The organism is Mesorhizobium sp. 01N446, from assembly GCF_056399285.1.
Window position 1 is genome coordinate 88118 of the sequence record NZ_JBFTRA010000007.1, and the last position, 23452, is coordinate 111569.

General features: G+C 63.7%; 27 protein-coding genes. 15 read left to right on the forward strand and 12 right to left on the reverse strand.

All coding sequences use genetic code 11. From position 1 onward, the window contains the following. The first annotated feature begins 36 nt into the window (after positions 1-36). The 3 genes from AC1DPX_RS24115 to AC1DPX_RS24125 are packed head-to-tail and all read left to right on the forward strand — an operon-like array spanning position 37 to position 2557. Positions 37-666, forward strand: coding sequence for a DUF1285 domain-containing protein (locus AC1DPX_RS24115; RefSeq protein WP_477240096.1), 630 nt, complete (start codon positions 37-39; stop codon positions 664-666). Beyond that, positions 666-1298 (forward strand): CoA pyrophosphatase, encoded by a 633-nt coding sequence (locus tag AC1DPX_RS24120; RefSeq protein WP_202358197.1) that lies wholly within the window; start codon positions 666-668, stop codon positions 1296-1298. Before AC1DPX_RS24115 ends, AC1DPX_RS24120 begins: the two co-directional genes overlap by 1 nt. After that, the gene (locus tag AC1DPX_RS24125) at positions 1295-2557 is read left to right on the forward strand and encodes a CCA tRNA nucleotidyltransferase (protein ID WP_477239886.1); all 1263 of its coding nucleotides are present in this window, start codon (positions 1295-1297) and stop codon (positions 2555-2557) included. The genes AC1DPX_RS24120 and AC1DPX_RS24125 overlap by 4 nt, the downstream gene beginning before the upstream one ends. Positions 2558-2624: 67 nt before the next feature. Here the strand turns inward: AC1DPX_RS24125 and AC1DPX_RS24130 are convergent, their stop codons facing one another. The 4 genes from AC1DPX_RS24130 to hemF all read right to left on the reverse strand — a co-directional run bounded on the left by AC1DPX_RS24130 (position 2625) and on the right by hemF (position 5822). Further along, on the reverse strand, positions 2625-3605 hold the full coding sequence (locus tag AC1DPX_RS24130) for a S8 family serine peptidase (protein WP_477239887.1): 981 nt from the start codon (positions 3603-3605) through the stop codon (positions 2625-2627). 87 nt (positions 3606-3692) lie between these two features. Further along, on the reverse strand, positions 3693-4271 hold the full coding sequence (locus AC1DPX_RS24135) for a hypothetical protein (protein WP_477239888.1): 579 nt from the start codon (positions 4269-4271) through the stop codon (positions 3693-3695). A gap of 258 nt (positions 4272-4529) precedes the next feature. Then, the gene (locus AC1DPX_RS24140) at positions 4530-4715 is read right to left on the reverse strand and encodes a DUF1059 domain-containing protein (RefSeq protein ID WP_027047304.1); all 186 of its coding nucleotides are present in this window, start codon (positions 4713-4715) and stop codon (positions 4530-4532) included. Between the two features lie 192 nt (positions 4716-4907). After that, positions 4908-5822, reverse strand: coding sequence for an oxygen-dependent coproporphyrinogen oxidase (hemF, locus tag AC1DPX_RS24145; RefSeq protein WP_477239889.1), 915 nt, complete (start codon positions 5820-5822; stop codon positions 4908-4910). Between the two features lie 164 nt (positions 5823-5986). Here hemF and AC1DPX_RS24150 point away from each other — a divergent pair, with 164 nt between their 5' ends. Further along, a complete protein-coding gene (locus tag AC1DPX_RS24150; RefSeq protein ID WP_027030665.1) occupies positions 5987-6244 on the forward strand; it encodes a hypothetical protein in 258 nt (85 codons plus the stop codon). 93 nt (positions 6245-6337) lie between these two features. Here AC1DPX_RS24150 and soxR read toward each other — a convergent pair whose 3' ends face one another. Further along, positions 6338-6808, reverse strand: coding sequence for a redox-sensitive transcriptional activator SoxR (gene soxR / locus AC1DPX_RS24155; RefSeq protein WP_477239890.1), 471 nt, complete (start codon positions 6806-6808; stop codon positions 6338-6340). Positions 6809-6963: 155 nt separating this feature from the next. Next, positions 6964-7422, reverse strand: coding sequence for a tRNA (cytidine(34)-2'-O)-methyltransferase (locus tag AC1DPX_RS24160; protein WP_202358203.1), 459 nt, complete (start codon positions 7420-7422; stop codon positions 6964-6966). Between the two features lie 443 nt (positions 7423-7865). Between AC1DPX_RS24160 and AC1DPX_RS24165 the strand changes: the two genes are divergently transcribed. Genes AC1DPX_RS24165 through AC1DPX_RS24185 form a run of 5 tightly spaced genes read left to right on the forward strand, consistent with a single transcriptional unit; the run spans position 7866 to position 12849 of the window. After that, a complete protein-coding gene (locus tag AC1DPX_RS24165; protein WP_477239891.1) occupies positions 7866-8255 on the forward strand; it encodes a hypothetical protein in 390 nt (129 codons plus the stop codon). 28 nt (positions 8256-8283) lie between these two features. Continuing rightward, positions 8284-10170, forward strand: coding sequence for an ABC transporter ATP-binding protein (locus AC1DPX_RS24170; RefSeq protein ID WP_477239892.1), 1887 nt, complete (start codon positions 8284-8286; stop codon positions 10168-10170). A gap of 10 nt (positions 10171-10180) precedes the next feature. After that, the gene (locus AC1DPX_RS24175) at positions 10181-12064 is read left to right on the forward strand and encodes an ABC transporter ATP-binding protein (RefSeq protein ID WP_477239893.1); all 1884 of its coding nucleotides are present in this window, start codon (positions 10181-10183) and stop codon (positions 12062-12064) included. 4 nt (positions 12065-12068) lie between these two features. Beyond that, positions 12069-12536: a GNAT family N-acetyltransferase gene (locus AC1DPX_RS24180; protein WP_477239894.1), complete on the forward strand. Its 468-nt coding sequence runs from the start codon at positions 12069-12071 to the stop codon at positions 12534-12536. 1 nt (position 12537) lies between these two features. Further along, a complete protein-coding gene (locus AC1DPX_RS24185; protein ID WP_477239895.1) occupies positions 12538-12849 on the forward strand; it encodes a DUF6665 family protein in 312 nt (103 codons plus the stop codon). Between the two features lie 81 nt (positions 12850-12930). On the opposite strand, the gene AC1DPX_RS24190 is transcribed toward AC1DPX_RS24185, so the two are convergent. Then, a complete protein-coding gene (locus tag AC1DPX_RS24190; RefSeq protein ID WP_477239896.1) occupies positions 12931-13275 on the reverse strand; it encodes a cupin domain-containing protein in 345 nt (114 codons plus the stop codon). A gap of 315 nt (positions 13276-13590) precedes the next feature. Here AC1DPX_RS24190 and petA point away from each other — a divergent pair, with 315 nt between their 5' ends. From petA to AC1DPX_RS24220, 6 genes are all read left to right on the forward strand, one after another. Next, on the forward strand, positions 13591-14151 hold the full coding sequence (petA, locus tag AC1DPX_RS24195; protein ID WP_010911121.1) for a ubiquinol-cytochrome c reductase iron-sulfur subunit: 561 nt from the start codon (positions 13591-13593) through the stop codon (positions 14149-14151). A gap of 16 nt (positions 14152-14167) precedes the next feature. After that, positions 14168-15469 carry a cytochrome b gene (locus AC1DPX_RS24200; protein ID WP_202358210.1) on the forward strand — a complete coding sequence of 434 codons (1302 nt, stop codon included), beginning with the start codon at positions 14168-14170 and terminating at the stop codon, positions 15467-15469. 27 nt (positions 15470-15496) lie between these two features. Continuing rightward, complete coding sequence (locus AC1DPX_RS24205; protein WP_202358211.1) at positions 15497-16354, forward strand: cytochrome c1; 858 nt, start codon at positions 15497-15499, stop codon at positions 16352-16354. 127 nt (positions 16355-16481) lie between these two features. Then, positions 16482-17177 carry an acid phosphatase gene (locus AC1DPX_RS24210; RefSeq protein WP_477239897.1) on the forward strand — a complete coding sequence of 232 codons (696 nt, stop codon included), beginning with the start codon at positions 16482-16484 and terminating at the stop codon, positions 17175-17177. Positions 17178-17350: 173 nt separating this feature from the next. Then, a complete protein-coding gene (locus AC1DPX_RS24215; RefSeq protein WP_477239898.1) occupies positions 17351-18496 on the forward strand; it encodes an alpha-hydroxy acid oxidase in 1146 nt (381 codons plus the stop codon). Positions 18497-18663: 167 nt separating this feature from the next. Then, positions 18664-19209 (forward strand): adenine phosphoribosyltransferase, encoded by a 546-nt coding sequence (locus AC1DPX_RS24220; RefSeq protein ID WP_477239899.1) that lies wholly within the window; start codon positions 18664-18666, stop codon positions 19207-19209. 111 nt (positions 19210-19320) lie between these two features. Here the strand turns inward: AC1DPX_RS24220 and AC1DPX_RS24225 are convergent, their stop codons facing one another. The 5 genes from AC1DPX_RS24225 to ychF all read right to left on the reverse strand — a co-directional run bounded on the left by AC1DPX_RS24225 (position 19321) and on the right by ychF (position 23406). Continuing rightward, the gene (locus AC1DPX_RS24225) at positions 19321-19794 is read right to left on the reverse strand and encodes a MaoC family dehydratase (protein WP_202358215.1); all 474 of its coding nucleotides are present in this window, start codon (positions 19792-19794) and stop codon (positions 19321-19323) included. Further along, the gene (locus tag AC1DPX_RS24230; protein WP_477239900.1) at positions 19791-20261 is read right to left on the reverse strand and encodes a MaoC family dehydratase; all 471 of its coding nucleotides are present in this window, start codon (positions 20259-20261) and stop codon (positions 19791-19793) included. Before AC1DPX_RS24230 ends, AC1DPX_RS24225 begins: the two co-directional genes overlap by 4 nt. Before the next feature lie 102 nt (positions 20262-20363). Beyond that, positions 20364-21338, reverse strand: coding sequence for a magnesium/cobalt transporter CorA (gene corA, locus AC1DPX_RS24235; protein WP_477239901.1), 975 nt, complete (start codon positions 21336-21338; stop codon positions 20364-20366). Positions 21339-21492: 154 nt separating this feature from the next. Then, positions 21493-22284 carry an APH(3')-II family aminoglycoside O-phosphotransferase gene (locus AC1DPX_RS24240; protein WP_477239902.1) on the reverse strand — a complete coding sequence of 264 codons (792 nt, stop codon included), beginning with the start codon at positions 22282-22284 and terminating at the stop codon, positions 21493-21495. Positions 22285-22302: 18 nt separating this feature from the next. Then, complete coding sequence (gene ychF / locus AC1DPX_RS24245; protein WP_477239903.1) at positions 22303-23406, reverse strand: redox-regulated ATPase YchF; 1104 nt, start codon at positions 23404-23406, stop codon at positions 22303-22305. Positions 23407-23452 lie beyond the last annotated feature (46 nt).

The following is a 23452-nucleotide window of genomic DNA, read 5'->3' on the forward strand; positions in this document are numbered from 1 at the left end:
GCTGACAAGCGGAACAACAGTGACTATTTCGTGACGATGACGGAACACGACGAACATCGCCAACAAAGCCTTACGCAGGCAACCGAGGCGCGCGGCCTGGAGGCGTTGATCTCGCGCGCGGCGCGTGCCGGCAAGGGCGCGGCGCCCGTCGAGCGCTGGAATCCCGACTTCTGCGGCGATCTCGACATGGAGATCAAGGCCGACGGCACCTGGTTTTATCTCGGCACCCCGATCGGCCGCATGCCGCTGGTGCAGCTTTTCTCCTCCGTGCTGCGCAAGGACGCGGACGGCAGGACCTATCTGGTGACGCCTGTGGAAAAGGTCGGCATCCGCGTCGCCGATGCGCCGTTCATCGCCGTCGAAATGGACGTTTCGGGCAGTGGCGACGAACAGATCATCACCTTCCGCACCAATGTCGGCGATGTGGTCGAGGCCGGGCCGGAACGGCCGCTGCGCTTCGTCGACGAGAACGAGACAGGCGGCCTGAAGCCCTATGTGCTGGTGCGCGGACGGCTGGAAGCGCTGGTGGGGCGGCCTGTCATGTATGAACTGGTCGGGCATGGCGAGGAGATCGAGATCGGCGGCAAGATCATGTTTGCCGTTCGCTCCAAGGGCGCGGTGTTTCCGATCATGCCGGCGGACCAGTTGAAACGGCTGAGCGCATGATGGACCAGCTGTCACGGGTGCCGTTCTCATCGGCTGATTTTCGCGCGCGCTTCGCCGCGCAGCCGGATGCGCATGCCGGCGACGACTATGGCGACCATCGCTTCAATCCGGGTCATCCGCGGCTGAACCAGGGCAAGCCGCTGCGCAATGCGGCGGTGCTGATCCCGGTGGTCGATCATGACGGCGAGGCGACGGTTCTGTTGACCAAACGGGCCGAAAAGCTGCGCAGCCATTCGGGGCAGGTGGCCTTTCCCGGGGGCACCATCGATGCCACCGATGCCAGCCCGGAGGCGGCGGCGCTGCGTGAAACCTTCGAGGAGATCGGCCTCGACCAGGACCGCATCGAGATCATCGGCCGCATGCCCGACTACGTCGCCGGCAGCGGCTACCGCATAGCGCCTGTCCTGGGCATCGTGCGGCCCGGCTTCGGGTTGACCTTGAACATCGACGAGGTCGATGCCGCGTTCGAAGTGCCGCTGCGCTTCCTGATGGACCCTGCGAACCATATCAGGGACAGCCGCATGTGGAACGATCTCGAATGGTTCTTTTACGACATGCCCTATGGCGACCGGCGTATCTGGGGCGTCACCGCCGGCATCATCCGCACGCTCTATGAAAGGCTCTATGCGTGAGTGTTTCGATCGCTGGCAGGGCCAACTGGCTTGCCGACAAGCATTTGCAGCGCCTGCTTTCCGCCCTTTCGCAAGGCAGTGAAGAGGCGCGTATCGCCGGCGGCGCGGTGCGCAACACGCTGATGGGCCAGCCGGTCGCTGATGTCGACATCGCCACGACCTGTTTGCCCGACGAAACCATCCGCCGCGCCGAGGCGGAAGGTTTCAAGCCGGTGCCGACCGGCATCGAGCACGGCACCATCACTGTGGTCGCCGGCGGCAAGCCCTATGAAATCACCACCTTGCGCGCCGATGTCGAGACCGACGGCCGCCGCGCCAAAGTGTCGTTCGGGCGCGACTGGAAGCTGGATGCCGAGCGGCGCGACTTCACCATCAACGCGCTCTATGCCGAGGCCGACGGCAGCATCGTCGACCTGGTCGGCGGTATCGCCGATATCGAGGCGCGGCGGCTGCGCTTCATCGGCGATGCGGAAGCACGCATCCGCGAGGATTATCTGCGCATCCTGCGTTTCTTCCGCTTCTTCGCCTGGTATGGCGAAGGCCGGCCGGATGCCGAGGGGCTGAAAGCCTGCGCCCGGCTGAAGGAGGGCCTGGCGCAACTTTCGGCGGAACGTGTCTGGTCCGAACTGAAGAAACTGCTTTCGGCGCCTGACCCCTCGCGGGCGCTGCTGTGGATGCGCCAGGCTGGTGTCCTGACCGCCGCGCTGCCGGAAAGCGAGAAATGGGGCATCGACGCCATCCACGGGCTGACCAAGGCCGAGAAGGATCTGGGCTGGCCGGCGGACCCGATGCTGCGGCTTGAGGCGATCGTGCCGCCGGATGCAGCGCGCATGAAGACGCTCGCCGAGCGGCTCCGGTTTTCGACCGCGGAATCCGACCGCTTGCGCCACTGGGCAGTGGCCACCGCCGTCGAGCCGAAGACGACCGAGGGCGAACTGGCGAAAAGGCTTTATCGCGGCGAGCGGCAAGGGTTTGTTGACCGCCTGCGGCTGTCGCTTGCCGGGGCCAGGGTGCGCGCTGTCGAGGACACTGACGCGCTGCTCGAAGCCGGCGGCTTTTCGCGCCTGCTGGCCTTCGCGCTCAAATGGGAAAAACCGGCGTTTCCGCTGAAAGGCGCCGATCTGACGGCGCTCGGCGCAACGCCTGGGCCAAAGCTCGGCGAAATCCTCAAGAACCTCGAGGCGGAATGGATCGAGGCCGGATTTGCCCCTGATCGCGGCGCGCTGCTCGACCGCGCCGCGAAGGCGCTCGAAACTTAGACTGGAGCCTGGCCGGACGGCCGCGCCTGCGGTCTGGCGTCGCCGATCAAAAACCGATGTCGCTCTCCTACTTGATCGCCACGGGGGCCAGGGCGCGCGAAAGGCTTGCCTCGCCCTTGCCGTAGACGGAAGGGTTATAGTTGACCAGCGTGTCGGTACGTGCCGTGTTGAGCAGGTCGTTGGTGATCTGGGTCGCCGTGGCCTTGGTGAATTTGCTGCCGATGATCGCCGCGTATCCTGAAATGATCGGCGCGGCGAAGGAGGTGCCATAAAGGCCCGTCTTGCTGCCATCGACACCAACCACCAGGAAGTGGCTTTGCACCGCCGCATTGGAGCCGGCGGTGTTGGAATACCAGGCAAGCTGGGCCTTGCTGGACGTCGTGCCGTTGGTGGACAGTGCGCCGACGAAGATCGCGGATGGTTTTCCGATCAGGGCAAGGTCGAGATAGTCCTGCTGGCCGTTCGTGATCCCGCCCACGGCAACCGAATCGTTGCCCGCGGCTTTCGAAACGACTGCCGTTCCGTTGTTGGCATAAGAGATGATGGAGGCTTCCTCCTGGGCCCACCCGATCTGGTTCGAGCGGTAGCCCGCCTTGGCGTACATGCCGTAGCTCAGATTGAGCACATTCAGGCCGGGCGCCAGGCCGACGGCCGAGCCGGTTGAGAAATCCTTCGACCGGATGGTCGCCAAGGGCGCGATCATGGCGGTTTCCTCACGCGTCCATTCGCCGTGGCGCTGGGTTTGAGCCCCGACACCGAAATTGCCGGAAAAGCGCGACGTACTGGAGAAATCGTCGACGATCGTAATCGTGACGCCCTTGCCCTTGTATCCCGCGGCCCAGGCGGCGCCAACGTCGGGGCTCATCCACCCCTGTACCACTTGCATGCCCGCGGCCGGGATCGTTGCGCTGACGCAGGTGGACAGACCGCCGCCGTGGCACAGCGCGGCCATCTCGTCCGCGTTGACCGCCTCCTGCGCCGACGCCATCGGTGCCGACAGGATGGCGAGAGCCGTGGCGACGCCGAATTTCAAGCAACTCCGTGACATGATCTTACTCCGTTCAAACAAGAACCAAGACGGGTGATCGCGCATTTCGGGGCAGGATGATCTTCTCATTTTTCATCCTCCCGGCGATCAGAAAGTTACACGGTAATTCAGCCAGATGTGCTGGCTCTCCGGTTTAGCGTTAACCAGATATTTCAAGGTTTCCTCAGGCGCCAACTGGCTCGCCGCAAGCCGGCAATTGACGCTGTAGGTGCCAAAATCACCGTAGTCGGCTTCGCAGGCTTTTTCGGTAAGCTTGCCGCCGATGGTGGTGGTGAGCGAAAGGGAAAGCGTGCTGTTCGGGTTCGGATGCATCTGGGTGACGAACCCGAGCTTGAGGCTGGGCTCGACCCGATACTTCTCGCCCTCTTCGCCGGTTCCAAAGCCCCAAAGGATGCCGGTATCTTCGGTGATCTGGGTGAGCAGGTCCACATGCATGTCGACCCAGCGCGCGCGGTACCATTGGTTGAACGAAACAAAGGTCCCGTTCTGCAGTTCGTAGCCGCCATTGCCCAGGCTTCTCGCGCGATCGCTGAGTGGCGAGCCCTGATGTATGTCGACCAGCGATGTCGTCATTTCCTGTGCTGCAGCCGGGAACGCCCCGATGAGCGCGCACAGCAGGAGCGCCACCGTGCGGAACCTCCTTCGACTGCCGGACTTTTCGCGCATGCGCGAAACACCTCGCCCCACCGGTCCGGATCAGTGCCCTGGTGGCGACGGGCTTCTCTGGCAGCCCACTGTAGCCGGATTATCCGCGCGACGGTGGCACGGGTTCGGTTACCGTGCGGTTTACTTTAGCTGAGGCAAATATAATTTTTGACCCTGCGGGGTCCGGCTCGCCCGGCGTTCGCGATGGCGCTTCCAGCCAATCTTGAAGCGCCAACGCGGCTGGTTTTCCGTTGCCGATGGCTCCTGTCAGGGCAAAGCCTACGCGGCGTCGCGAACCTTCTCGATGCGCGAGCGGATCGCCTCGATCATGGTTTCGCGGATGGTCGTCTCGCCATGCGTCTCGCGCATATGTTCGACGGCACGGCGCATCACTTCGGCTTCCTCGTCGGCACGGGTGTGCCACTCACAGCCGGGAACAAGCGAGCCGCAGTGAAACTGCTTCATCGGATTTCTCCTTTTCCTCCAGGGAGCCGGTCGGGGCTCCGCCACATTTTTGGCCCAGGGTCCATTCCCGGACGCGGGCAGGGCGAGGACTATAACACGGGAGGGGCGGTCTGGTTGCATCAAAGCATCGTGCACCGCCCTCCCTGCCTCGCTGGCTTGACGCAATTCCAGACGGAATTGCTCCGGCTGACCTTACGGCCAGCGCACCTCGGGCGGCAGGCTGGAGAGGATCGAGGCGACATTGCCGCCGGTCTTCAGGCCGAAGATGGTGCCGCGGTCGTGAAGCAGGTTGAACTCGACATAGCGGCCACGGCGGATGAGCTGTTCATCGCGGTCGCCGTCCGTCCAGTTCTCGTTGAAATTGGCGCGCACGAGGTGGCCGTAGACGACGAGGAAGGAGCGTCCGACGTCCTGGACGAAGTTGAAGTCGGCGTTCCAGCCGCCCTTGTCCTCGGCGGAATTCAGCCAGTCGAAAAAGATGCCGCCAACGCCGCGCGGCTCGTTGCGGTGGGGCAGGAAGAAGTACTCGTCGCACCAGGCCTTGAATTTCGGGTGGTCGGCGACGGCGGCGTTCTTTTCGCAAGCGAACTGCATGGCGCGGTGGAAGGCGACAGTGTCAGGGTCGTCCTGAGTGCGGCGGCGGTCGAGCACCGGCGTCAGATCGGCGCCGCCGCCGAACCATTGCCTCGAGGTGACCACCATGCGCGTGTTCATGTGCACGGCCGGAACGTTGGGGTTCCAGGGGTGCGCGATCAGCGAGATGCCGGAGGCCCAGAAACGCGGGTCTTCCTCGGCGCCGGGCATCTGCTTCCTGAATTCGGGCGAGAACTCGCCGTAAACGGTCGAGGTGTGGACGCCGACCTTCTCGAAGACGCGGCCATGCATCATCGACATGGTGCCGCCGCCACCCTTGCCCTCGTCACGCTCCCACGGCGTCTTTTCGAAGCGGCCCGGCGACCATGAGGCCAGCGGCCCCTGGAGATCCTGCTCGATCTGCTCGAAGGCACCGCAGATGCGTTCGCGCAGCGCCTCGAACCACAGGCGCGCCTTCATCTTCTTCTCTTCGATGTCGGCGGGCAGGCCAGCTGGTATTTCAGGTCGTTCCAAAGCGCCTTCTCCGGTTGCTGGGCGGTGAGTCGACAAAAGACTCGTCTTTTCCGGGCGCGATCCCTAATCTCTTAAAGGACAGGGTCAAGTCACTTTGGTTTTGCGCATGATCCTTTCCGAAATCCGGTTTCGGGGTCATGCGCTGCTGTGCAAGGAGTTGTTTCGTGCGCACGCCGGCAAGACCGCCGCTGGATGGCCTGAAGAAGAGGCTCGACCAAAGCCGGGCTGAACGCGCCCGCATGCCGCGCGACGGCTTTTTGCGCGAAACCTTCGTCCTGCCGCGCTCCGATGCCCGCCTCAAGGCCAAGGAATGGTTCGAGCGCTTTCCCAAGCAGGCCTACTGGACCGAGATCGAAAGCTGGTTCGAGCGGCCGGGTGATTTGATCGAATTCACCATCAGGCGGTTGCCGGTGGCGGACTAGAATTTCCTCGCGCCGCTTGCGGGAGAGGATACCGGCAGGCAGGTGAGGGCAGCGCGAATTTTTCAATGCTGGGGCTGGCCCGTCATCCGCCTTTCAGGCACCTTCTTCCCGTGAACGGGAAGAAGGAAGAACCAGCCTGCGCGCCCCAGTTCCTTCCCTGGCCAGCCGGTCGCCCTTGTTCCTGAGCGGGCATTTGTCGATCGACATGCAGCCGCAGCCGATGCAGTCGGTCAGCCCGTCGCGCAGTTTCTTCAACTGGTCGATCTTGTGGTCGAGCGCATCGCGCCATGCGGTCGACAAGAGGCTCCAGTCGTCGCGGGTCGGCGTGCGGCCTTCGGGCAGGGAGGCCAGTGCCTCGCCGATCTCGGCCAGCGAGATGCCGACCTCCTGCGCGACCTTGATGATCGCCACCCGCCGCAGCACGTCGCGGCCATAGCGGCGCTGGTTGCCGGACGTGCGGTGGCTGCGGATCAGCCCGCGCGCTTCATAGAAATGCAGTGCCGACACCGCGACGCCGCTGCGCATGGCCACCTGGCCGACCGTCAATTCCGTTACTGGAGCCATTTCCGATTTTCCGCTTGACCTCAAGTTAAGTTGAGCTTGTAGCGAAGAAACATCGATTGGGCAAATGACAGGAGAAGGCGATGTGCGCCTGGGTGAGAATGGCCGGAGAAACCGCTGCCGTCGGCGACGGCAGGGCCGTCGACGGGCCGCGGATCCTATCCGAGCTGCCGAACGGCTTCGCCCGCCACCATGGCGACGGAGAGCGCGACATTGATGCTGCGCGCGCTGCCCTGCATGGGGATGGTCAGCCGCGCATCCGCGGCCTGATGGACAAGATCCGGCACGCCTGCGGATTCGCGGCCGAACAGGAGGATGTCGCCGTCCGCAAAGCTGAAGTTGGTGTAGGGGGCCGCAGCTTTGGTCGACAGAAGCACCAGCCGGTGCCTGTCCTTCCTGCGCCAGTCCTCGAAGGCGTTCCAGTCAATGTGCCGGGTCAGGGCAGCCATTTCGAGGTAGTCCATGCCGGCGCGCTTGAGCGCCTTGTCGGAAAGCGGAAAGCCGGCCGGTTCGATGATATCGACGCCGAGGCCGAGGCACGCGGCGAAGCGCAGGATTGTCCCGGTATTGCCGGCAATGTCCGGCTGGTAGAGCGCGATGCGGAGACGACGGTTCATTTCCGCGTCCTTCTAATAAGTGGCAGATCGGCCACAGGAGCTTCCCGGTTTTGGAAATTGCTGGACCTGCGGGTGGCCATTTTCTGCGAAGTCGGGTATGTCAGTCGCATTGTCAACCCGAACCGATGGAGGGGACACTCATGATGACCATGCACATCCAGCGCCCCTCTCGTGGGCTTGTACGCCTGCCGGCGGCTTCGGTTCGACAATTCTCCTGACTCTCTAAGACTTGATCGCACCGATTCCCGCCGAAACAATTTTTCGGCTCTCGAAGGAATCCTGCGATGTTTTTCAAAAAGTCAAAAGGGCTGAACGCCCGAACTGAGCATGCCTGGACTGACGCTCGCCGTGTCCAGACAGACGCAATCCGCGCCTCCGGCCGAATGCCGGCGGACGACGTTGCTTCGCCTTTCCATCTCTATTTTCATACGGAGGACGGACCGATGTTCGATCCCTACAGAATACCTGGCTCGAGGAGCCTGCATATCCACCGGCTGCCGACCTGGGCGCTGCTGATCGGCGACACCTATTCGTCGGTGGTCCATGCCGAAGTCCGTCGCCGCCCGCATCGCGGCATGCTGCCGGATGTCGATTTTTCGCGCGCGGTGCCCGATCCGAGCCGGCCTTCGCTGGTGCGCCGGATCATCCGGCTGATCCGGCCGGGCGCGAAAATCCGGCTTGTCGACACCGCCCCGTCAGGATCGTCAAGCGAGCCTGTCGGCGAAAAGCCCGCGAACCCCTATATTGCGCGAAGCAGGGCCGACGGTCCGGATGATTCCGGACCGTCGGCCCTCGGCGCCGCCGGGGACTTCGTACGTCGCCAAGCCGCGTGAGCGGAAAACAGATTTAAGAGCATGACCCATGTTGTTGTTTAACTGGTTTGAAAGAAGGCTCGATCCGTTCCCGGCAGCGGAACCGGTAGAGCCGCCCAAGACGCTGGTCGCCTTCTGCCTGCATTATACGCGCGGTGCATGGCCCTATATCCTCGTCGACGCGGTGCTGGTTGCGGCCATCGCCATAGCGGAAGTGTGGATGTTCGGCTTCCTCGGCAGCATCGTCGACTGGCTGTCGGGGCAGAATCGCGAAACCTTCCTGCAGACGGAGGGCTGGAAGCTCGCTGCAATGGCCTTCATCGTGCTGTTCGCGCTGCCGGGCACGGTATGGGTGCATTCGCTGCTCAACCAGCAGACGCTGATGGGCAATTATCCCATGCGCATCCGCTGGCAGGTGCACCGCTACCTGCTCAACCAGTCGATGAGCTTCTACCAGGACGAGTTCGCCGGCCGCATCGCCACCAAGCTGATGCAGACGGCGCTCGCCGTGCGCGAATGCGTCATCAAGGTGATCGACGTGCTCAACTACGTCATCGTCTATTTCCTGGGCATGCTGTTGATCGTCGGCTCGGCCGACTGGCGGCTGGCCGCGCCTCTCGCGGTCTGGCTGGTCGGCTACGTCCTCTTGCTGCGCTACTTCATCCCGCGCCTGGGCAAGGTCGGCGAGGAGCAGGCCAATGCGCGCTCGGTCATGACCGGCCGCGTCGTCGACAGCTACTCCAACATCCAGACGGTCAAGCTGTTCAGCCATGCCAAGCGCGAGGCGACTTTCGCCAGGGAAGGCATGATGGGCTTCCTCGACACGGTCTACCGGTCGATGCGGCTGGTGACGGTGCTTTTCGGCACGCTCTACATTCTGAACGCCCTGCTGCTGTTCTCCGTCACCGCCATCTCGCTGTGGCTGTGGATGGGGCAAGTGGTGACGATCGGTGCGGTTGCCGTGGTCATCGGCCTGGTGCTCAGGATGTGGGGCATGTCGCAGTGGATCATGTGGGAAATGTCGGGCCTGTTCGAGAATATCGGCACGGTGCAGGATGGAATCGCCTCGATCTCGCTGCCGCGGCTGGTCGAGGACAGGCCGGACGCGAGGGAGATCGCCGTTTCCAGGGGCGAGATCCGCTTCGAGGATATCCGCTTCCACTATGGCAAGCAGAAAGGCGTGATCGAAAACCTGTCGCTGACGGTGAAGCCGGGCGAGAAGGTCGGCATTGTCGGTCGATCGGGCGCCGGCAAGTCGACACTGGTCAATCTGCTCCTGCGCTTCTATGACCTGGAAAGCGGCAAGATCCTGATCGACGGCCAGGAGATTGCCGGCGTGAAGCAGGATTCGCTGCGCGCCCAGATCGGCATGGTCACGCAGGACACCTCGCTGCTGCATCGTTCGGTGCGCGAGAACATCCTCTACGGCCGGCCCGATGCATCGGACGAGATGCTTGTCGAGGCGGCGCGGCGGGCCGAAGCGCTGGACTTCATTGGCGGCCTCGCGGATCACAAGGGCCGCAAGGGGTTTGACGCCTATGTCGGCGACCGTGGCGTCAAATTGTCCGGCGGCCAGCGGCAACGCATCGCCATTGCTCGCGTTATGTTGAAGGATGCGCCGATACTTATCCTTGACGAGGCGACGTCGGCGCTGGATTCCGAGGCGGAGGCGGCCATCCAGGAGAACCTCTACAAGCTCATGCAGGGCAAGACCGTCATCGCCATCGCACACCGCCTGTCGACCATCGCGGCGATGGACAGGCTCGTGGTGATGGATCAGGGCCGTGTCATCGAGGAAGGTTCGCACGACGAACTGGTCGCCAGGGGCGGGCTCTACGCGCAGCTCTGGCAGCGCCAGTCGGGCGGGTTCCTGCTCGAGGACATACCGGCCGAGGTCGCCAACGACGTGATCGCGAAGGGGCAAGCCGCAGAATGATGGCCGCCGCATGATGACAGCCATCTATCGCTGGTTCGAGAACTGGGTCTACCCGTTCAGGGAGCCGGCCAATCTTCGGCCGCCATCGAGCGTCGGCGGTTTTCTCTGGCACTATGTCGGCCAGGCGAAGTTCGCCTTTTTTGCCATGCTGGTGATCGGCGGCATCGCGCCGCTGGTCGAGGCCGGTCTGTTCTACTTCGTCGGGCGGCTGGTCGATATCCTCGACCAGCTTCCCGGCGAACGCAGCTGGCATGCACTGTGGGCCGCCGCCGGCCCCGAACTGGTGTTCATGATCGCGGTCGTGCTGGTCATCCGCACCGTCGTCGTCGGCCTGTCGGCGCTGGTCGACGAGCAGACGATCACGCCCGGCTTCTACAATCTGGTGCGCTGGCAGGCGCATCGGCATGTCTCGCGCCAGTCCTACGCCTTCTTCCAGAACGATTTCGCCGGCCGCATCGCGACGAAAGTCTGGCAGGCGGGACAAGCCACCGGCGACCTGATGGAAAGCTTCATCGAGGTCGTCTGGTTCATGCTCGTCTATACGGTGACGACGCTGGCCCTGGTCGCAGGGTTGGATCTGCGGCTGGCGGCGTTGGTGGTGGTCTGGATCGTGGCCTTCGGCTTGCTGGCAAGACTCTATCTGCCGGCGATCCGCAAGAATGCCGAGGCCACGGCCGAGGCCGGCTCGATGATCAATGGCCGCATCGTCGATTCCTATTCCAACGTGCAGACGTTGAAACTGTTCTCGGCCGATGGCGACGACCGTTACATCAGGAACGGTTTCGACATCTATCTCGACGCGCTGCGCCCCTTCACCCGCCGGCTGACCGGCGTGCGCATGGCGCTGACGACGCTGTCGGGCATCATGATCACGGCGATCGGCTGCTTTGCCGTCTATCTCTGGGTCGAGGGCTCGATCACCGTCGGCGCGGTCGCCTTCACCCTGTCGCTGGTGCTGCGGCTCAACATGCTGCTCGGCCGGTTGATGATGCAGCTCAACGGCATTCTGCGGAATCTCGGCGTGCTGGAGAACTCCAAGGCACTGATCTCGCAGCCGCTGGGCCTCGTCGATGCACCCGACGCCAAGGAGCTTGTGGTGACCGGCGGACGCATCGAGGTGAAAAATGTCGAGTTCCACTACGGCAAGGGGTTCGGCGTGCTGAACGGCATCGACCTTGTCGTCAAGCCGGGCGAGAAGGTCGGGCTGGTCGGGCCATCGGGCGCCGGCAAGACCACGCTCGCCAATCTGATCCTGCGGCTCTACGACCTGGAAAGCGGGTCGATCGCCATTGATGGCCAGAGCGTTGCCGAGGTGACACAGAATTCGCTGCGCGCCAATATCGGCGTCGTCAGCCAGGATACGGCGCTCTTCCACCGTTCGCTGCGTGACAACATCAAGCTCGGCATGCCTGATGCAACGGACGCCGAGGTGATCGCCGCGGCCAGGAAGGCCGAGGCGCATGATTTCATCCTGGGTCTGCGCGACAACCGGGATCGGGCCGGCTACGAGGCCTTTGTCGGCGAGCGCGGGGTGAAACTGTCGGGCGGCCAGCGCCAGCGCGTGGCGATCGCCCGTGTCTTTCTCAAGGACGCGCCGATCCTGATCCTCGACGAGGCGACGTCAGCGCTCGATTCCGACATCGAGGCGGCGATCCAGGAGAACCTCGCCCGGCTGATGGAGAACAAGACGGTCATCGCCATCGCCCACCGGCTGTCGACGATCGCCGCGCTCGACCGCCTGGTGGTGCTCGACGGCGGTCGCATCGTCGAGCAAGGCACGCATGACGAGCTGGTGGCGCTTGACGGGCTCTATGCAAGGCTGTGGAAGCGGCAATCCGGCGGCTTCCTCTATCACGAGGAAAGCGTGCTCGAAGAGACGCGGCCGGCGGAGTAGGCGCATGGGCGGGACGCCAGAAGTCGGCTACGTTCTCAAGCGGCTGCGGCCAACCACGCCGGCCTTCGACAGGTTGAAGGACGAGAGCCGGCTGGAAGGCTACTGGATGCTGGTGCGCCTGGCGGATGGCTGGGCAAGCGGCCGCAACAAGTTCCTGAGACGCGGCGAGGCATTGTTCGGGGCGTGGCAGGGCGCCGACCTCGCCGGCATATGCGGGTTGAACATCGATCCTTACGCCGGGGGCAGGGACCAGGGCCGGGTCCGGCACCTGTTCGTCGGCGCGCCTCACCGCCGCGCCGGCCTCGGCCGCATGCTGGTCGAGACCGTCATCGATCGGGCACGCCGCTATTTCACCGTGTTGAACACCCGCGCGCCGCCTGAGTCCTTCGGCTTCTATGAAAGGCTTGGCTTTCAGCGCGTGGAAGGCGAAGAATTCGTCACCCACCGCATGGTGTTCGGGAAGGGGAACTGAAATGTCCTTGCGTCCGCCATCTCATCTTGCCGGCTCTTCGGCCGCTGAAGCGGCCTTCGACGCGCTTGGCCACGAAATCCTGGCCGAGAAGGCGGCGGCGCTCGGCCGCGCCGGCCAAAAGGTCGAGGAAACGCTGGCCAGGCTGCGCGGCAGTGCCGACGAACAGTTGCGCCCCAGGCTTCTCAAGGAGGCCGCCGAGGCGGTGCACGGCTATTTCATCCAGCGCGAATTGTGCGGGCTGCGCAAGCACGACGGCGTCATCCGCGAATACGACATCCCCAGGGCTGTGCTGGTCAGGCTCGGCGCCAAATAGGGCGCTTTGTTTGACCAGGATCCCTGGACGAACAGGCTCCGTTTGTCCGGGAAAACCGGTATCCACTTTTGGGGATCCTGGTCACTCCAGCCACTTTGTGATGAACGTGGCGTTCTCGTGGATGTCGGTCGTTTCCAGCGGGCCCGGACCGAGATTGGTAAATTTGTGCGGCGTATGCGGTGGCACGATGACAATCTGGCCGGCGGATGCCTCGATTTCCTTGTCGCCGACGGTGAACAGCCCGGTGCCCTGGCGGATGATGAAGATCTCCGCATAGGGGTGGGAATGCAGTCGCGGGCCACCGCCTTCATCAGGCAGGTAGTTGAAGATCAGGCAGGAGTTGGAGCCGTAGGCGCCGCATTGCAACTCGCCCTTCCAGTGGTCGGAGCGAACCGCCCATTCCTCACGGTCTATGACGTGTGCCATGCCTGGGAGGATAGATCACACCGGCGCCCTGTGTCGAGGCAGGCTGGAGCCTCGGATTTTGCTGATATTTCCCGGTTGTTTAGCCGCCTTTCGCGGCCATTCGCCGTCCCGCCGGGCAATAGGGGATTTTGTCCCCGCGACAATCTGCCCTTGTGCCTTGACCCGTCTGGACAAAAACGGGCTTCACGCATAAACCGAAGTCCAAATGCCGGAGGAATTCGCTAGCCTGTTCGCCATGCGCTGTCGGGTTGGCGTGATTGAGCGGGGAACAAGGCTCGGCCACCGGCGCGGAAGAGGCGAAAGGATCAGGCACCCGTGAGCGCAACCGACATCCACGATCCCAATCGTCGAGATTTTCTCTATGTCGCCACGGGCATGGCCGCGGTGGTCGGGGCCGGCGCCGTCGCCTGGCCGTTCATCGACCAGATGCGCCCCGATGCCTCGACGCTGGCGCTCGCCTCGGTGGAAGTCGATGTCGCCTCGCTGACGCCCGGCATGTCGCTGATCGTCAAGTGGCGCGGCAAGCCGGTCGTGGTGCGCAACCGCACCGAAAAGGAAATGAAGGACGGCGAGGCCGTCAACCTCTCCGATCTCAAGGATCCGATCGCCCGCAACGCCAATCTGCCGGCCGACGCGCCGGCGACCGACGCCAACCGCACCACGCCCGGCAAGGAAGCCTGGATGGTGATGGTTCAGGTCTGCACGCATCTGGGCTGCATCCCGCTCGGCCAGGAAGGCGATTTCGGCGGCTGGTTCTGCCCGTGCCATGGTTCGCAGTACGACACCGCCGGCCGCATCCGCAAAGGCCCGGCGCCCGAGAACATGGCTGTGCCGGTATTCAAATTCATTTCCGATACCAAGATCCTTATCGGTTGAGGCAGGGGATATTTCGATGAGCGAGGGACACTCGACCTATACGCCCAAGACCGGTATCGAACGCTGGTTCGACGCCCGCATGCCGCTGCCGCGGCTGGTTTACGACAGCTTCATCGCCTATCCGGTGCCGCGTAACCTCAACTATGCCTGGACCTTCGGCGGCATCCTGGCGATCATGCTGGTGGCGCAGATCCTGACCGGCATCGTGTTGGCCATGCACTATACTGCCGACACCAATCTCGCCTTCGGCTCCGTCGAAAAGATCATGCGTGACGTCAATTCCGGCTGGCTGTTGCGCTACATGCACGCCAACGGCGCCTCGTTCTTCTTCGTCGCCGTCTACATCCACATCTTCCGTGGCCTCTACTACGGCTCCTACAAGGCGCCGCGCGAGCTGCTGTGGATCCTCGGCTGCATCATCTACCTGCTGATGATGGCGACCGGCTTCATGGGCTATGTGCTGCCGTGGGGGCAGATGAGCTTCTGGGGCGCCACCGTCATCACCGGCTTCTTCAGCGCCATCCCGCTGGTCGGCGACTGGATCCAGCAACTGCTGCTCGGCGGCTTCGCCGTCGATAATCCGACGCTGAACCGCTTCTTCGCGCTGCACTACCTCTTGCCGTTCATGATTGCCGGCGTCGTCGTGCTCCACGTCTGGGCGCTGCATGTGGTGGGCCAGTCGAACCCTACCGGCATCGAGGTCAAGTCGAAGACCGACACCGTCGCCTTCACGCCCTACGCGACCATCAAGGACGCGTTCGGCATGATCGTGTTCCTGTTCTTCTTCGCCTATTTCGTCTTCTACCTGCCGAACTATCTCGGCCATCCGGACAATTACACGGTCGCCAACCCGCTGAAGACCCCGGCCCATATCGTTCCGGAATGGTATTTCCTGCCGTTCTACGCGATCCTGCGCGCCATCACCTTCAACATAGGGCCGATCAATTCCAAGCTCGGCGGCGTGCTGTGCATGTTCGGCGCCATCGTCATGCTGTTCCTGGTGCCGTGGCTCGACACGTCCAAGGTGCGCTCGGCGGTCTACCGGCCCTGGTACAAGCTGTTCTTCTGGCTGTTCGTGGCCGACGCCATCCTGCTCGGCTGGCTGGGCTCGCAGCCGGCGGAAGGCAGCTATGTGTTCATGGCGCAGATGGCGACGCTGTTCTACTTCGCCTTCTTCCTGATCGCGCTGCCGGTGCTTGGCCTGATCGAGACACCGCGCAGGCTACCGAACTCGATCACCGAAGCGGTGCTCGAAAAGAACAAGGGTGGCAGCGGGCATCCGGCGGGCGCCACGGCCGCGCCAGAGACCAAGGGCTGAGCGGTAGAGAATCTAAGGGGATTTGGCATGAAAAAGATTCTCACCTCGCTGGCGCTGGTCGGCCTCGTGGCCGCCGGCACCGCAGCGTTCGCGGCCGAAGAGGCGCACAACGCGGCGGCGCCCACGCATTTCCCGATCAACGAACCGAAGGAAATGAACTGGAGCTTCACCGGCCCGTTCGGCACTTATGACAAGGCGCAGCTGCAGCGTGGCCTGAAGGTCTACAAGGAAGTCTGCTCGGCCTGCCATTCGATGAACCTGGTGGCGTTCCGCACGCTGTCGGACCTCGGCTACAACGAAGCCCAGATCAAGACGCTGGCCGCCGAATACACTATCCATGACGGTCCCAACGACGCCGGCGACATGTTCGACCGTCCCGGCAAGCCGTCCGACCACTTCCCGGCGCCGTTCGCCAATGAGGAAGCCGCCGCTGCCTCCAATGGCGGCGCGGCCCCGCCCGACATGTCGCTTCTGGCCAAGGCGCGCGGCGTCGAGCGCGGCTTTCCGCAGTTCGTCTTCGATATCTTCACCCAGTATGACGCGGGCGGCCCCGATTACATCCATTCGCTGCTGACCGGCTACGACCAGACACCGCCGGCCGGAATGGTCATCCCGGAAGGCACGCACTACAACCCGTACTTCATGTCCGGCGTGTCGCTGAAGATGCCCAAGCCGCTCTCCGACGGCCAGGTGACCTATGATGACGGTTCGCCGCAGACCGTCGACCAGTATTCCCGCGACGTGGCTGCCTTCCTGACCTGGGCCGCCGAGCCGCACATGGAAGACCGCAAGAAGATGGGCTTCCGCGTGCTGGTGTTCCTGCTGCTCTTCGGGGCGCTGGTCTACCTCACCAAGCGCAAGGTGTGGGAAGGCGTCGCGCACTAAGCAGCGCGCCCAACCGACCACAAAAGGCGCCGAAAGGCGCCTTTTTGCATTTCAGGCGACAGGCTGTGTCACATAGCCGTCACCGCCAACAGCGATCCTGCGTCATTCCCACCAAAGGATCGCACCCATGAAGAAATACGCATCGCTGACTGCTGGTCTGCTGTTGCTGGTCATCGGCTCGGCCGCCCAGGCCGAAGACGCAAAGCCCTTCGTCACCAACAAGGACATCGACCTGACGATGATCCTGCCGCCGCCGCCGGCAAACGATTCGGCGCAGACCAAGGCCGAACTCGGCGCGGTGCTGACGCTGCAGGTGACGCGCACGCCGCAGATGATTGCCAGCGCCGTTGCCGACTCCGAAGAGAATGTCTGGCGCTTTGCAAACGTCATGGGGCCGAATTTCACCAAGGACAAGCTGCCGAAGTTCAGCGCCTTCTTCGACCGCGTGGTCGAGACCGAAGGCGCTGTCGTCGATCCGGCCAAGGATGTCTGGAAGCGCCCGCGTCCGCATCAGCTCAGCGACCTCGTCAAGCCGGTGGTCAAGCTGTCGAGCTCCGGCTCCTGGCCGTCCGGCCACGCCACGGTCGGCACCATGATGGGCATCATCCTGGCCGACATGGTTCCGGAGAAGCGCGCCGAGATCATGGCGCGTGCGGCCGAATACGCCCACAATCGTGAGGTTGGCGGCATCCACTATGCGTCCGATGTCGAGATGGGCAAGATTTCCGGCAGCGTCATTGCCGCTGTCCTGCTCAACCGGGACGACTTCAAGGCCGAATACGAAGTGGCCAGGGCCGAGCTTCGTTCCGATCTCGGCATGTAATCTTCGCCGGCAGCCGGCTTCGATGCGAGGGGCGCTCCAGGCGCCCCTTTTTCTTTTCACGGCCATGCCCGGCGGGGTTCAGCAATTAGTCCGTTGGCATGGCGGCATCGGATTGATATTCGACGCATCGAAGGGCGGCAAAGGCTGGCCCGCCATGGCCTGGGAAATCGATGATGCGGCTCAACGACTGTCATAACTTTTCCGATTTCCGCCGCATGGCGCGGCGAAGGCTGCCGGGGCCGATCTTCAACTACATCGATGGCGCGGCCGACGATGAGGTCACCTACCGCCGCAACACAGAAAGCTTCGAGACCTGCGATCTCGTTCCCAACGTGCTGCGCGGGGTAAGCGAGATCGACATGTCGGTGACGGTGATGGGGCAAAAGCTGGCCATGCCGTTCTACTGCTCGCCGACTGCCCTGCAGCGGCTTTTCCATCATCAGGGCGAGCGTGCCGTGGCCAAGGCCGCCGCCAAATACGGCACCATGTTCGGGGTCTCCTCGCTCGGCACCGTCAGCCTCGAGGAGGCGCGCGGGATCAGCGCCAGTCCGCAAGTCTACCAGTTCTATTTCCACCGGGATCGCGGCCTCAACCGGGCGATGATGCAGCGGGCGAAGCAAGTTGGCGTCGAGGTGATGATGCTGACCGTCGACAGCATCACCGGGGGAAACCGCGAGCGCGATAAGCGCACCGGCTTTGCCATTCCCTTCAAGCTCAACCTGGCGGGGATGGCGCAGTTCGCGCTCAAGCCGGCCTGGGCGATCAATTATTTCACGCATGAGGGGTTCAAGCTGCCGCAGCTCGACGAGCATGTCGACATGGGCGGCGGCACGATGTCGATCAGCCGCTATTTCACCGAAATGCTCGATCCGTCGATGACCTGGGACGATGTCGCCGAGATGGTCAGGCAGTGGTCGGGGCCGTTCTGCCTCAAAGGCGTCATGTCGGTCGAGGACGCCAAACGCGCCGTCGAGATCGGCTGCAGCGGCATCGTGCTTTCCAACCATGGCGGGCGTCAGCTGGACGGTTCGCGGGCGGCATTCGACCAGTTGGCCGAGATCGTCGATGCCGTCGGCGACCGCATCGACGTCATCATGGACGGCGGCGTCCAGCGTGGCACCCATGTGTTGAAGGCGCTGTCGCTCGGTGCCAAGGCGGTGGGCCTTGGCCGCTACTATCTGTTCCCGCTGGCGGCGGCCGGCCAGCCGGGTGTCGAACGGGCGCTTGAACAGATGCGGGTCGAGATCGAACGCGGCATGAAGCTGATGGGGTGCAGTTCGATCGGACAATTGTCGCGCGAGAACCTGCGCTTCCGGTAACCGGCACAGCATCGGCATGGACGGTCGCTGCGCCGGCCAGGTCAATCCTTTGCCGGATGCGCTTGTCTCGCTCGCCACATCGCGCTAGCCGTTGTCGGTCGCGCCGGGTTACGATCGGTCTCCCGCGCCGTTGCAAACCTGTCAGCTGGATCATCCGGAGCCACTTCATGAAACCTTCGCTCGAAGACACGCTGCTGGCGTCGATCCGCACCATCCCGGACTATCCCAGGCCCGGCATCCTGTTTCGCGACATCACCACGCTGCTCGGCAATGCGCGCGCCTTCCGCCGCGCCATCGACGAACTGGTTCATCCCTATGCCGGGCAGAAGATCGACAAGATCGCCGGCATCGAGGCGCGCGGCTTCATCCTGGGCGGCGCCGTAGCCCACCAGCTTTCGGCCGGCTTCGTGCCGATCCGCAAGAAGGGCAAGCTGCCCTACGAGACGGTGCGCGTCGCCTACAGCCTGGAATACGGGCTGGACGAGATGGAGATGCACAAGGACGGCGTTGCCCCCGGCGAGAAGGTGATCCTGGTCGACGACCTGATCGCCACCGGCGGCACCGCGGAAGCCGCGGTCAGGCTGCTGCGCCAGATCGGCGCCGATATCCTTGCCGCCTGCTTCGTCATCGACCTGCCCGATCTCGGCGGGCGCGCCAAGCTCGAGGCGCTCGGCGTGCCGGTCAGGACGCTAATCGGGTTCGAGGGGCATTGAGGGGCGATTGATCACAACCGCCCGGCCGGGTCCCCGCTGTTTCGCAGCGTCCCGGCGTTCGTCGGCCTTTCATCGTGCCACTGGCACGATGAATTCGCTTACGCGAACCGGCTACTCACCCACCTTCACCAGCACGGCGCTTTCAAACTCCAGCACCTTGTCGCCGGTCGAATCGAAGGCCTCCGCGCGCAGCGACAGCATTCGCCAGCCGGGACGCGAGACGATGGGACGGTGGGATAGCGCGGTGCGGCTGAAGGTGACGGTTTCGCCGGCAAAGACCGGTTTCAGCCACTTCAGGTTCTTGAAACCGGGCGAGGGGCCGAATTCCGGGACCGGGCCGGGGCCGTTCCAGTTGGCGCCCTCGGCATCCATGCTCGCTTCGAGGTTGAGCTTCATCCAGGTGGCGGCGGTGTGCCAGCCGGAGGCGCATAGCCCGCCGAGCACGCTCTTCCTGGCGGCCTCTTCGTCGATGTGAAAGATCTGCGGGTCGTATTTGCGGGCGAACGCCTTGATCGCCTCGGGCTCGAATGTGTGCGAGCCCAGCGTCATCGTGGTGCCGATGCGGAAGAATTCATCCAGGGTCATGCCTGATACCCCGCCGCATCGCGCGTCAGGAACATGACGGAATTCTCGAGCTCGAAGACGCTTTCGCCGCGCTGGTTGACCAGCTCGCTGCGCATGGTGACGAAACCGAGTTGCGGCTTCGATCGCGACAGGCGCTTGGCCAGCACGACCAGGTTGCCCCTGAGCGTATCGCCGGCCAGGACCGGTTTCTTCCATTTGACCTGATCGACGCCGGGCGAGCCCTGGCAGGTGGAGTCCAACAGGAAGGCATCGCACAGCATGCGCATGAACATGGCGCAGGTGTGCCAGCCAGAGGCCGAGAGGCCGCCGAGGATGCTGGCCTTGCCGGCGTCCTCGTCGAGATGCATCGGCTGGGCATCGAATTCGCTGGCGAACCCGATGATCTCGGCGGCGCTCACCTGTTTCGCGCCGAGGTCGAACGAGGCGCCCTCGACGAAATCCTCATAGGCCCATGTTTTTCGGGTCATGTCGGCAATCCGGTTAATTCCCAAGATCGGGCAACCCGGATGCAGGCCGGCAGCGATTTGGTCAAGTCCTTTCTGGTGAGCCAGCCTGCGCGGCGGCGGCGCTCAGAGCCAGCCGCGACGGCGGAAATACCAGAAGGGCAGGATCGCCGACAGGATCATCAGACCGATGGCGAAGGGATAACCGAAATGCCATTTCAGCTCGGGAATGACATCGAAATTCATGCCGTAGATCGAGGCGACCAGCGTCGGCGGCAGGAAGATGACGGCGGCGACCGAGAAGATCTTGATGATGGCGTTCTGCTCGATCGAGATCATGCCGAGCGTGGCGTCGAGCAGGAAGGAGATCTTCTGCGACAGGAAGGTGGCGTGGTCGGCGAGCGACAGCACGTCGCGCGACAAGGTCTTGATGCGGGCACGGACATCCTTGCTCATCTTGGTCTGGGTCGCGACATGGGCGAGGAAGCCGGCCAGGCGCTGCAGCGAGATCAGGCTGTCGCGTACGGACGAGGCGATGTCCTCCTTGCGGCCGATGGCTTTCAAGAGTTCCTGGAAGTCGCGGTTGCGCTTCGAGACCTTGGTCGAGCGTGCTTCGAAGATATCGCGCGAAATCCCCTCGATGTCGCGGCCGGCGCGTTCGAGGATGTCGGCGAGACGGTCGACGATCGCTTCCAGCAGGCCGATCAGGATGGTGTCGCCGCTGGTACAGCCGGTCGCCACCTTCTCGGCGCGCAGCGGAAAGGTCTTGAAGGCCTTCGGTTCATGATAGCGGATGGTGATCAGCCTTTTGCCGGCAAGCGCGAAGGTGACCGGCGACATCAGGGGATCGTCGACCTCGGTCTGGGCGGGCAAGGTGGCGGTCATGAAGTAGGCGCCGTCCTCGATGTAGAGACGGCTGGAAATCTCGATCTCCTCCATCTCCTCGCGGGTCGGGATGGCGACGCCAAGCCAGCTTTCGATGGCGGCTTCTTCTTCCCTGGTCGGACTGACCAGATCGGCCCAGACAACCCTGTCGCCCTCGGCCAGCAGGTCATCGACGACGCGCAGGCGATCATTGTCCACGACAAAGGCCTTGATCATCGCCAGATCTCCCCTGCGAAGGTGCGTTCGGATGCGCGTCGTGTCGGATTTCACGGCACTTCGTCGTGTGTGCGCGACCGTGTGCAAGCCGCTTAGACCTGTGGCATGACGAAATCAAGACAAGGCCGGGTCGGGCGGGGTCGACCTCGGTTATTCAGAAAAACTCGTCGAGCAGCCGGTACCAGGAACATTTCGCCGGCTCGGCTTCTGGCGGCCCGTAGCTTTCGAGAAAAGGCTCTACCCAGGCCTCACCGATGTTGTAGCGGATGCTCCGGCAGGCGAGCGCCAGATCCTGGTGGCGATCCGCCACGCCCAGGCGGCCGCAATCGATGAACCCGCTGAAACGGCCTTCGGTCGCCATGACATTCGGCAGGCAGGCGTCGCCATGGGTGACGACAAGATCCTCGGTCGCCGGCCGGAGCGCCTCAAGCTCGGCGAAGACCTCGGCGGCGGTCCGCCCTTGCCGTTCCTCGTCGAAATCGCTCTCGTCGACTTCGCCGGCTTCCATGCGGGCCCGCCCGGCCGCGACCCGCCTGAAGAGGCGATGGTCGAAGGGGCAGGAGCGGATGTCGAGCGCATGCAGGCCGTGAAGCGCGCTGGCCATGATGGCGATGACATCGGCCGGATCGACGGCAGCCGACGCCAGATCCTCGCCGGCGACGGCCGACATCAGCAGCCAGTCGTGACGGGCATGGCTTTCCAGGGTGATCACATCGGGGCAAGCGATGCCTTGTCCGGCAAGCCAGCGCAGCCGCGCGGCCTCATCGGCGAGTTCGGCAAAGGGGCCGCTGCGCTCACATTTCAGAAACAGGGCCGGCTGGCCGTCAGCCGCCAGCCGGAACACGCCGGCCTGTGACTGGCCGATGGTCTGGGGGTGCCAGCGGTAGCCGGAAACCAGCTGGCGAAACCCGTTCGGCAGGTCGGTTTTCAGAGGACGGCTGGGCATCGTCTGCCGCCTGAGGCGTCAGGTGTTGAACTTGAACAGCATGATGTCGCCGTCCTGGACGACATATTCCTTGCCTTCGTCGCGCGCCTTGCCGGCTTCCTTGGCCGCCACTTCGCCGCCCAGCGTGACGAAGTCGTTATAGGCGATGGTCTGGGCGCGGATGAAGCCGCGTTCGAAGTCGGTGTGGATGACGCCGGCGGCCTGCGGGGCCTTGTCGCCCTTGTGGATGGTCCAGGCGCGCGTCTCCTTCGGACCGGCGGTGAAATAGGTGATGAGATGCAACAGATCGTAGCCGGCGCGGATCACCTTGTTCAGGCCCGGCTCGTCGAGGCCGAGCGAGGACAGGAACTCCATCTCTTCCTCGTCGGAGAGCTGGGCGACTTCGGCCTCGATCGCGGCCGAGATCACCACCGTGCCGGCCCCCTGCGCGGCGGCCATCTTTTCCACGGCCCTGGTGTGTTCGTTGCCGGTCGCGGCATCGGCCTCGGCGACATTGCAGACATAGAGCACGGGGTGCGAGGTCAGAAGGTTCAGCCCCTGCAGGATGCGCAAATCCTCGGCCGAGATGCCCTTGAGCAGGACACGGGTCGGCTTGCCGGCCTGCAGCAGCTCGAGCGCCGCCTCCATCATCGGCAGCACGGCGGTGGCTTCCTTGTCCTTGCTGCCGGCGCGCTTGCGGATCTGGATGATGCGGCGCTCCAGGCTGTCGAGGTCGGCGAGCATCAGCTCGGTCTCGACCGTCTCGGCGTCGGCGACGGGATCGATGCGGCCCTCGACATGGGTGATGTCGTCATCCTCGAAGCAGCGCAGCACATGCACGATGGCGTCGACCTCGCGGATGTTGGCGAGGAACTGGTTGCCCAGCCCTTCGCCCTTCGAGGCGCCGCGCACCAGGCCGGCAATGTCGACGAAGGAGATGCGGGTCGGGATGATCTCCTTCGACTTGGCGATCGAGGCGATCTTCTGCAGGCGCGGGTCGGGCACCGCCACCTCGCCGGTGTTCGGTTCGATGGTGCAGAACGGATAGTTGGCGGCCTGCGCCGCAGCCGTCCTGGTCAACGCGTTGAAGAGCGTCGACTTGCCGACGTTGGGCAAGCCAACGATGCCGCATTTGAAACCCATTTTGTCCAGTCCTATCGGAAAAGCGAAATTTGATGAGGGCTATGGG

Bases quoted from the DNA above. Each gene is read 5' to 3' on its own strand.
- AC1DPX_RS24175 (WP_477239893.1), top strand. From the start codon at position 10,181: ATGATGACAGCCATCTATCGCTGGTTCGAGAACTGGGTCTACCCGTTC.
- AC1DPX_RS24215 (WP_477239898.1), top strand. From the start codon at position 17,351: ATGCGGCTCAACGACTGTCATAACTTTTCCGATTTCCGCCGCATGGCG.
- AC1DPX_RS24220 (WP_477239899.1), top strand. From the start codon at position 18,664: ATGAAACCTTCGCTCGAAGACACGCTGCTGGCGTCGATCCGCACCATC.
- AC1DPX_RS24140 (WP_027047304.1), bottom strand. From the start codon at position 4,715: ATGAAGCAGTTTCACTGCGGCTCGCTTGTTCCCGGCTGTGAGTGGCAC.
- AC1DPX_RS24210 (WP_477239897.1), top strand. From the start codon at position 16,482: ATGAAGAAATACGCATCGCTGACTGCTGGTCTGCTGTTGCTGGTCATC.
- AC1DPX_RS24205 (WP_202358211.1), top strand. From the start codon at position 15,497: ATGAAAAAGATTCTCACCTCGCTGGCGCTGGTCGGCCTCGTGGCCGCC.
- AC1DPX_RS24185 (WP_477239895.1), top strand. From the start codon at position 12,538: ATGTCCTTGCGTCCGCCATCTCATCTTGCCGGCTCTTCGGCCGCTGAA.
- AC1DPX_RS24165 (WP_477239891.1), top strand. From the start codon at position 7,866: ATGTTCGATCCCTACAGAATACCTGGCTCGAGGAGCCTGCATATCCAC.
- AC1DPX_RS24115 (WP_477240096.1), top strand. From the start codon at position 37: ATGACGGAACACGACGAACATCGCCAACAAAGCCTTACGCAGGCAACC.
- corA (WP_477239901.1), bottom strand. From the start codon at position 21,338: ATGATCAAGGCCTTTGTCGTGGACAATGATCGCCTGCGCGTCGTCGAT.
- AC1DPX_RS24200 (WP_202358210.1), top strand. From the start codon at position 14,168: ATGAGCGAGGGACACTCGACCTATACGCCCAAGACCGGTATCGAACGC.
- AC1DPX_RS24225 (WP_202358215.1), bottom strand. From the start codon at position 19,794: ATGACCCTGGATGAATTCTTCCGCATCGGCACCACGATGACGCTGGGC.
- AC1DPX_RS24240 (WP_477239902.1), bottom strand. From the start codon at position 22,284: ATGCCCAGCCGTCCTCTGAAAACCGACCTGCCGAACGGGTTTCGCCAG.
- soxR (WP_477239890.1), bottom strand. From the start codon at position 6,808: ATGGCTCCAGTAACGGAATTGACGGTCGGCCAGGTGGCCATGCGCAGC.
- AC1DPX_RS24135 (WP_477239888.1), bottom strand. From the start codon at position 4,271: ATGCGCGAAAAGTCCGGCAGTCGAAGGAGGTTCCGCACGGTGGCGCTC.
- AC1DPX_RS24130 (WP_477239887.1), bottom strand. From the start codon at position 3,605: ATGTCACGGAGTTGCTTGAAATTCGGCGTCGCCACGGCTCTCGCCATC.
- AC1DPX_RS24190 (WP_477239896.1), bottom strand. From the start codon at position 13,275: ATGGCACACGTCATAGACCGTGAGGAATGGGCGGTTCGCTCCGACCAC.
- AC1DPX_RS24230 (WP_477239900.1), bottom strand. From the start codon at position 20,261: ATGACCCGAAAAACATGGGCCTATGAGGATTTCGTCGAGGGCGCCTCG.
- AC1DPX_RS24120 (WP_202358197.1), top strand. From the start codon at position 666: ATGGACCAGCTGTCACGGGTGCCGTTCTCATCGGCTGATTTTCGCGCG.
- AC1DPX_RS24180 (WP_477239894.1), top strand. From the start codon at position 12,069: ATGGGCGGGACGCCAGAAGTCGGCTACGTTCTCAAGCGGCTGCGGCCA.
- AC1DPX_RS24170 (WP_477239892.1), top strand. From the start codon at position 8,284: ATGTTGTTGTTTAACTGGTTTGAAAGAAGGCTCGATCCGTTCCCGGCA.
- AC1DPX_RS24160 (WP_202358203.1), bottom strand. From the start codon at position 7,422: ATGAACCGTCGTCTCCGCATCGCGCTCTACCAGCCGGACATTGCCGGC.
- ychF (WP_477239903.1), bottom strand. From the start codon at position 23,406: ATGGGTTTCAAATGCGGCATCGTTGGCTTGCCCAACGTCGGCAAGTCG.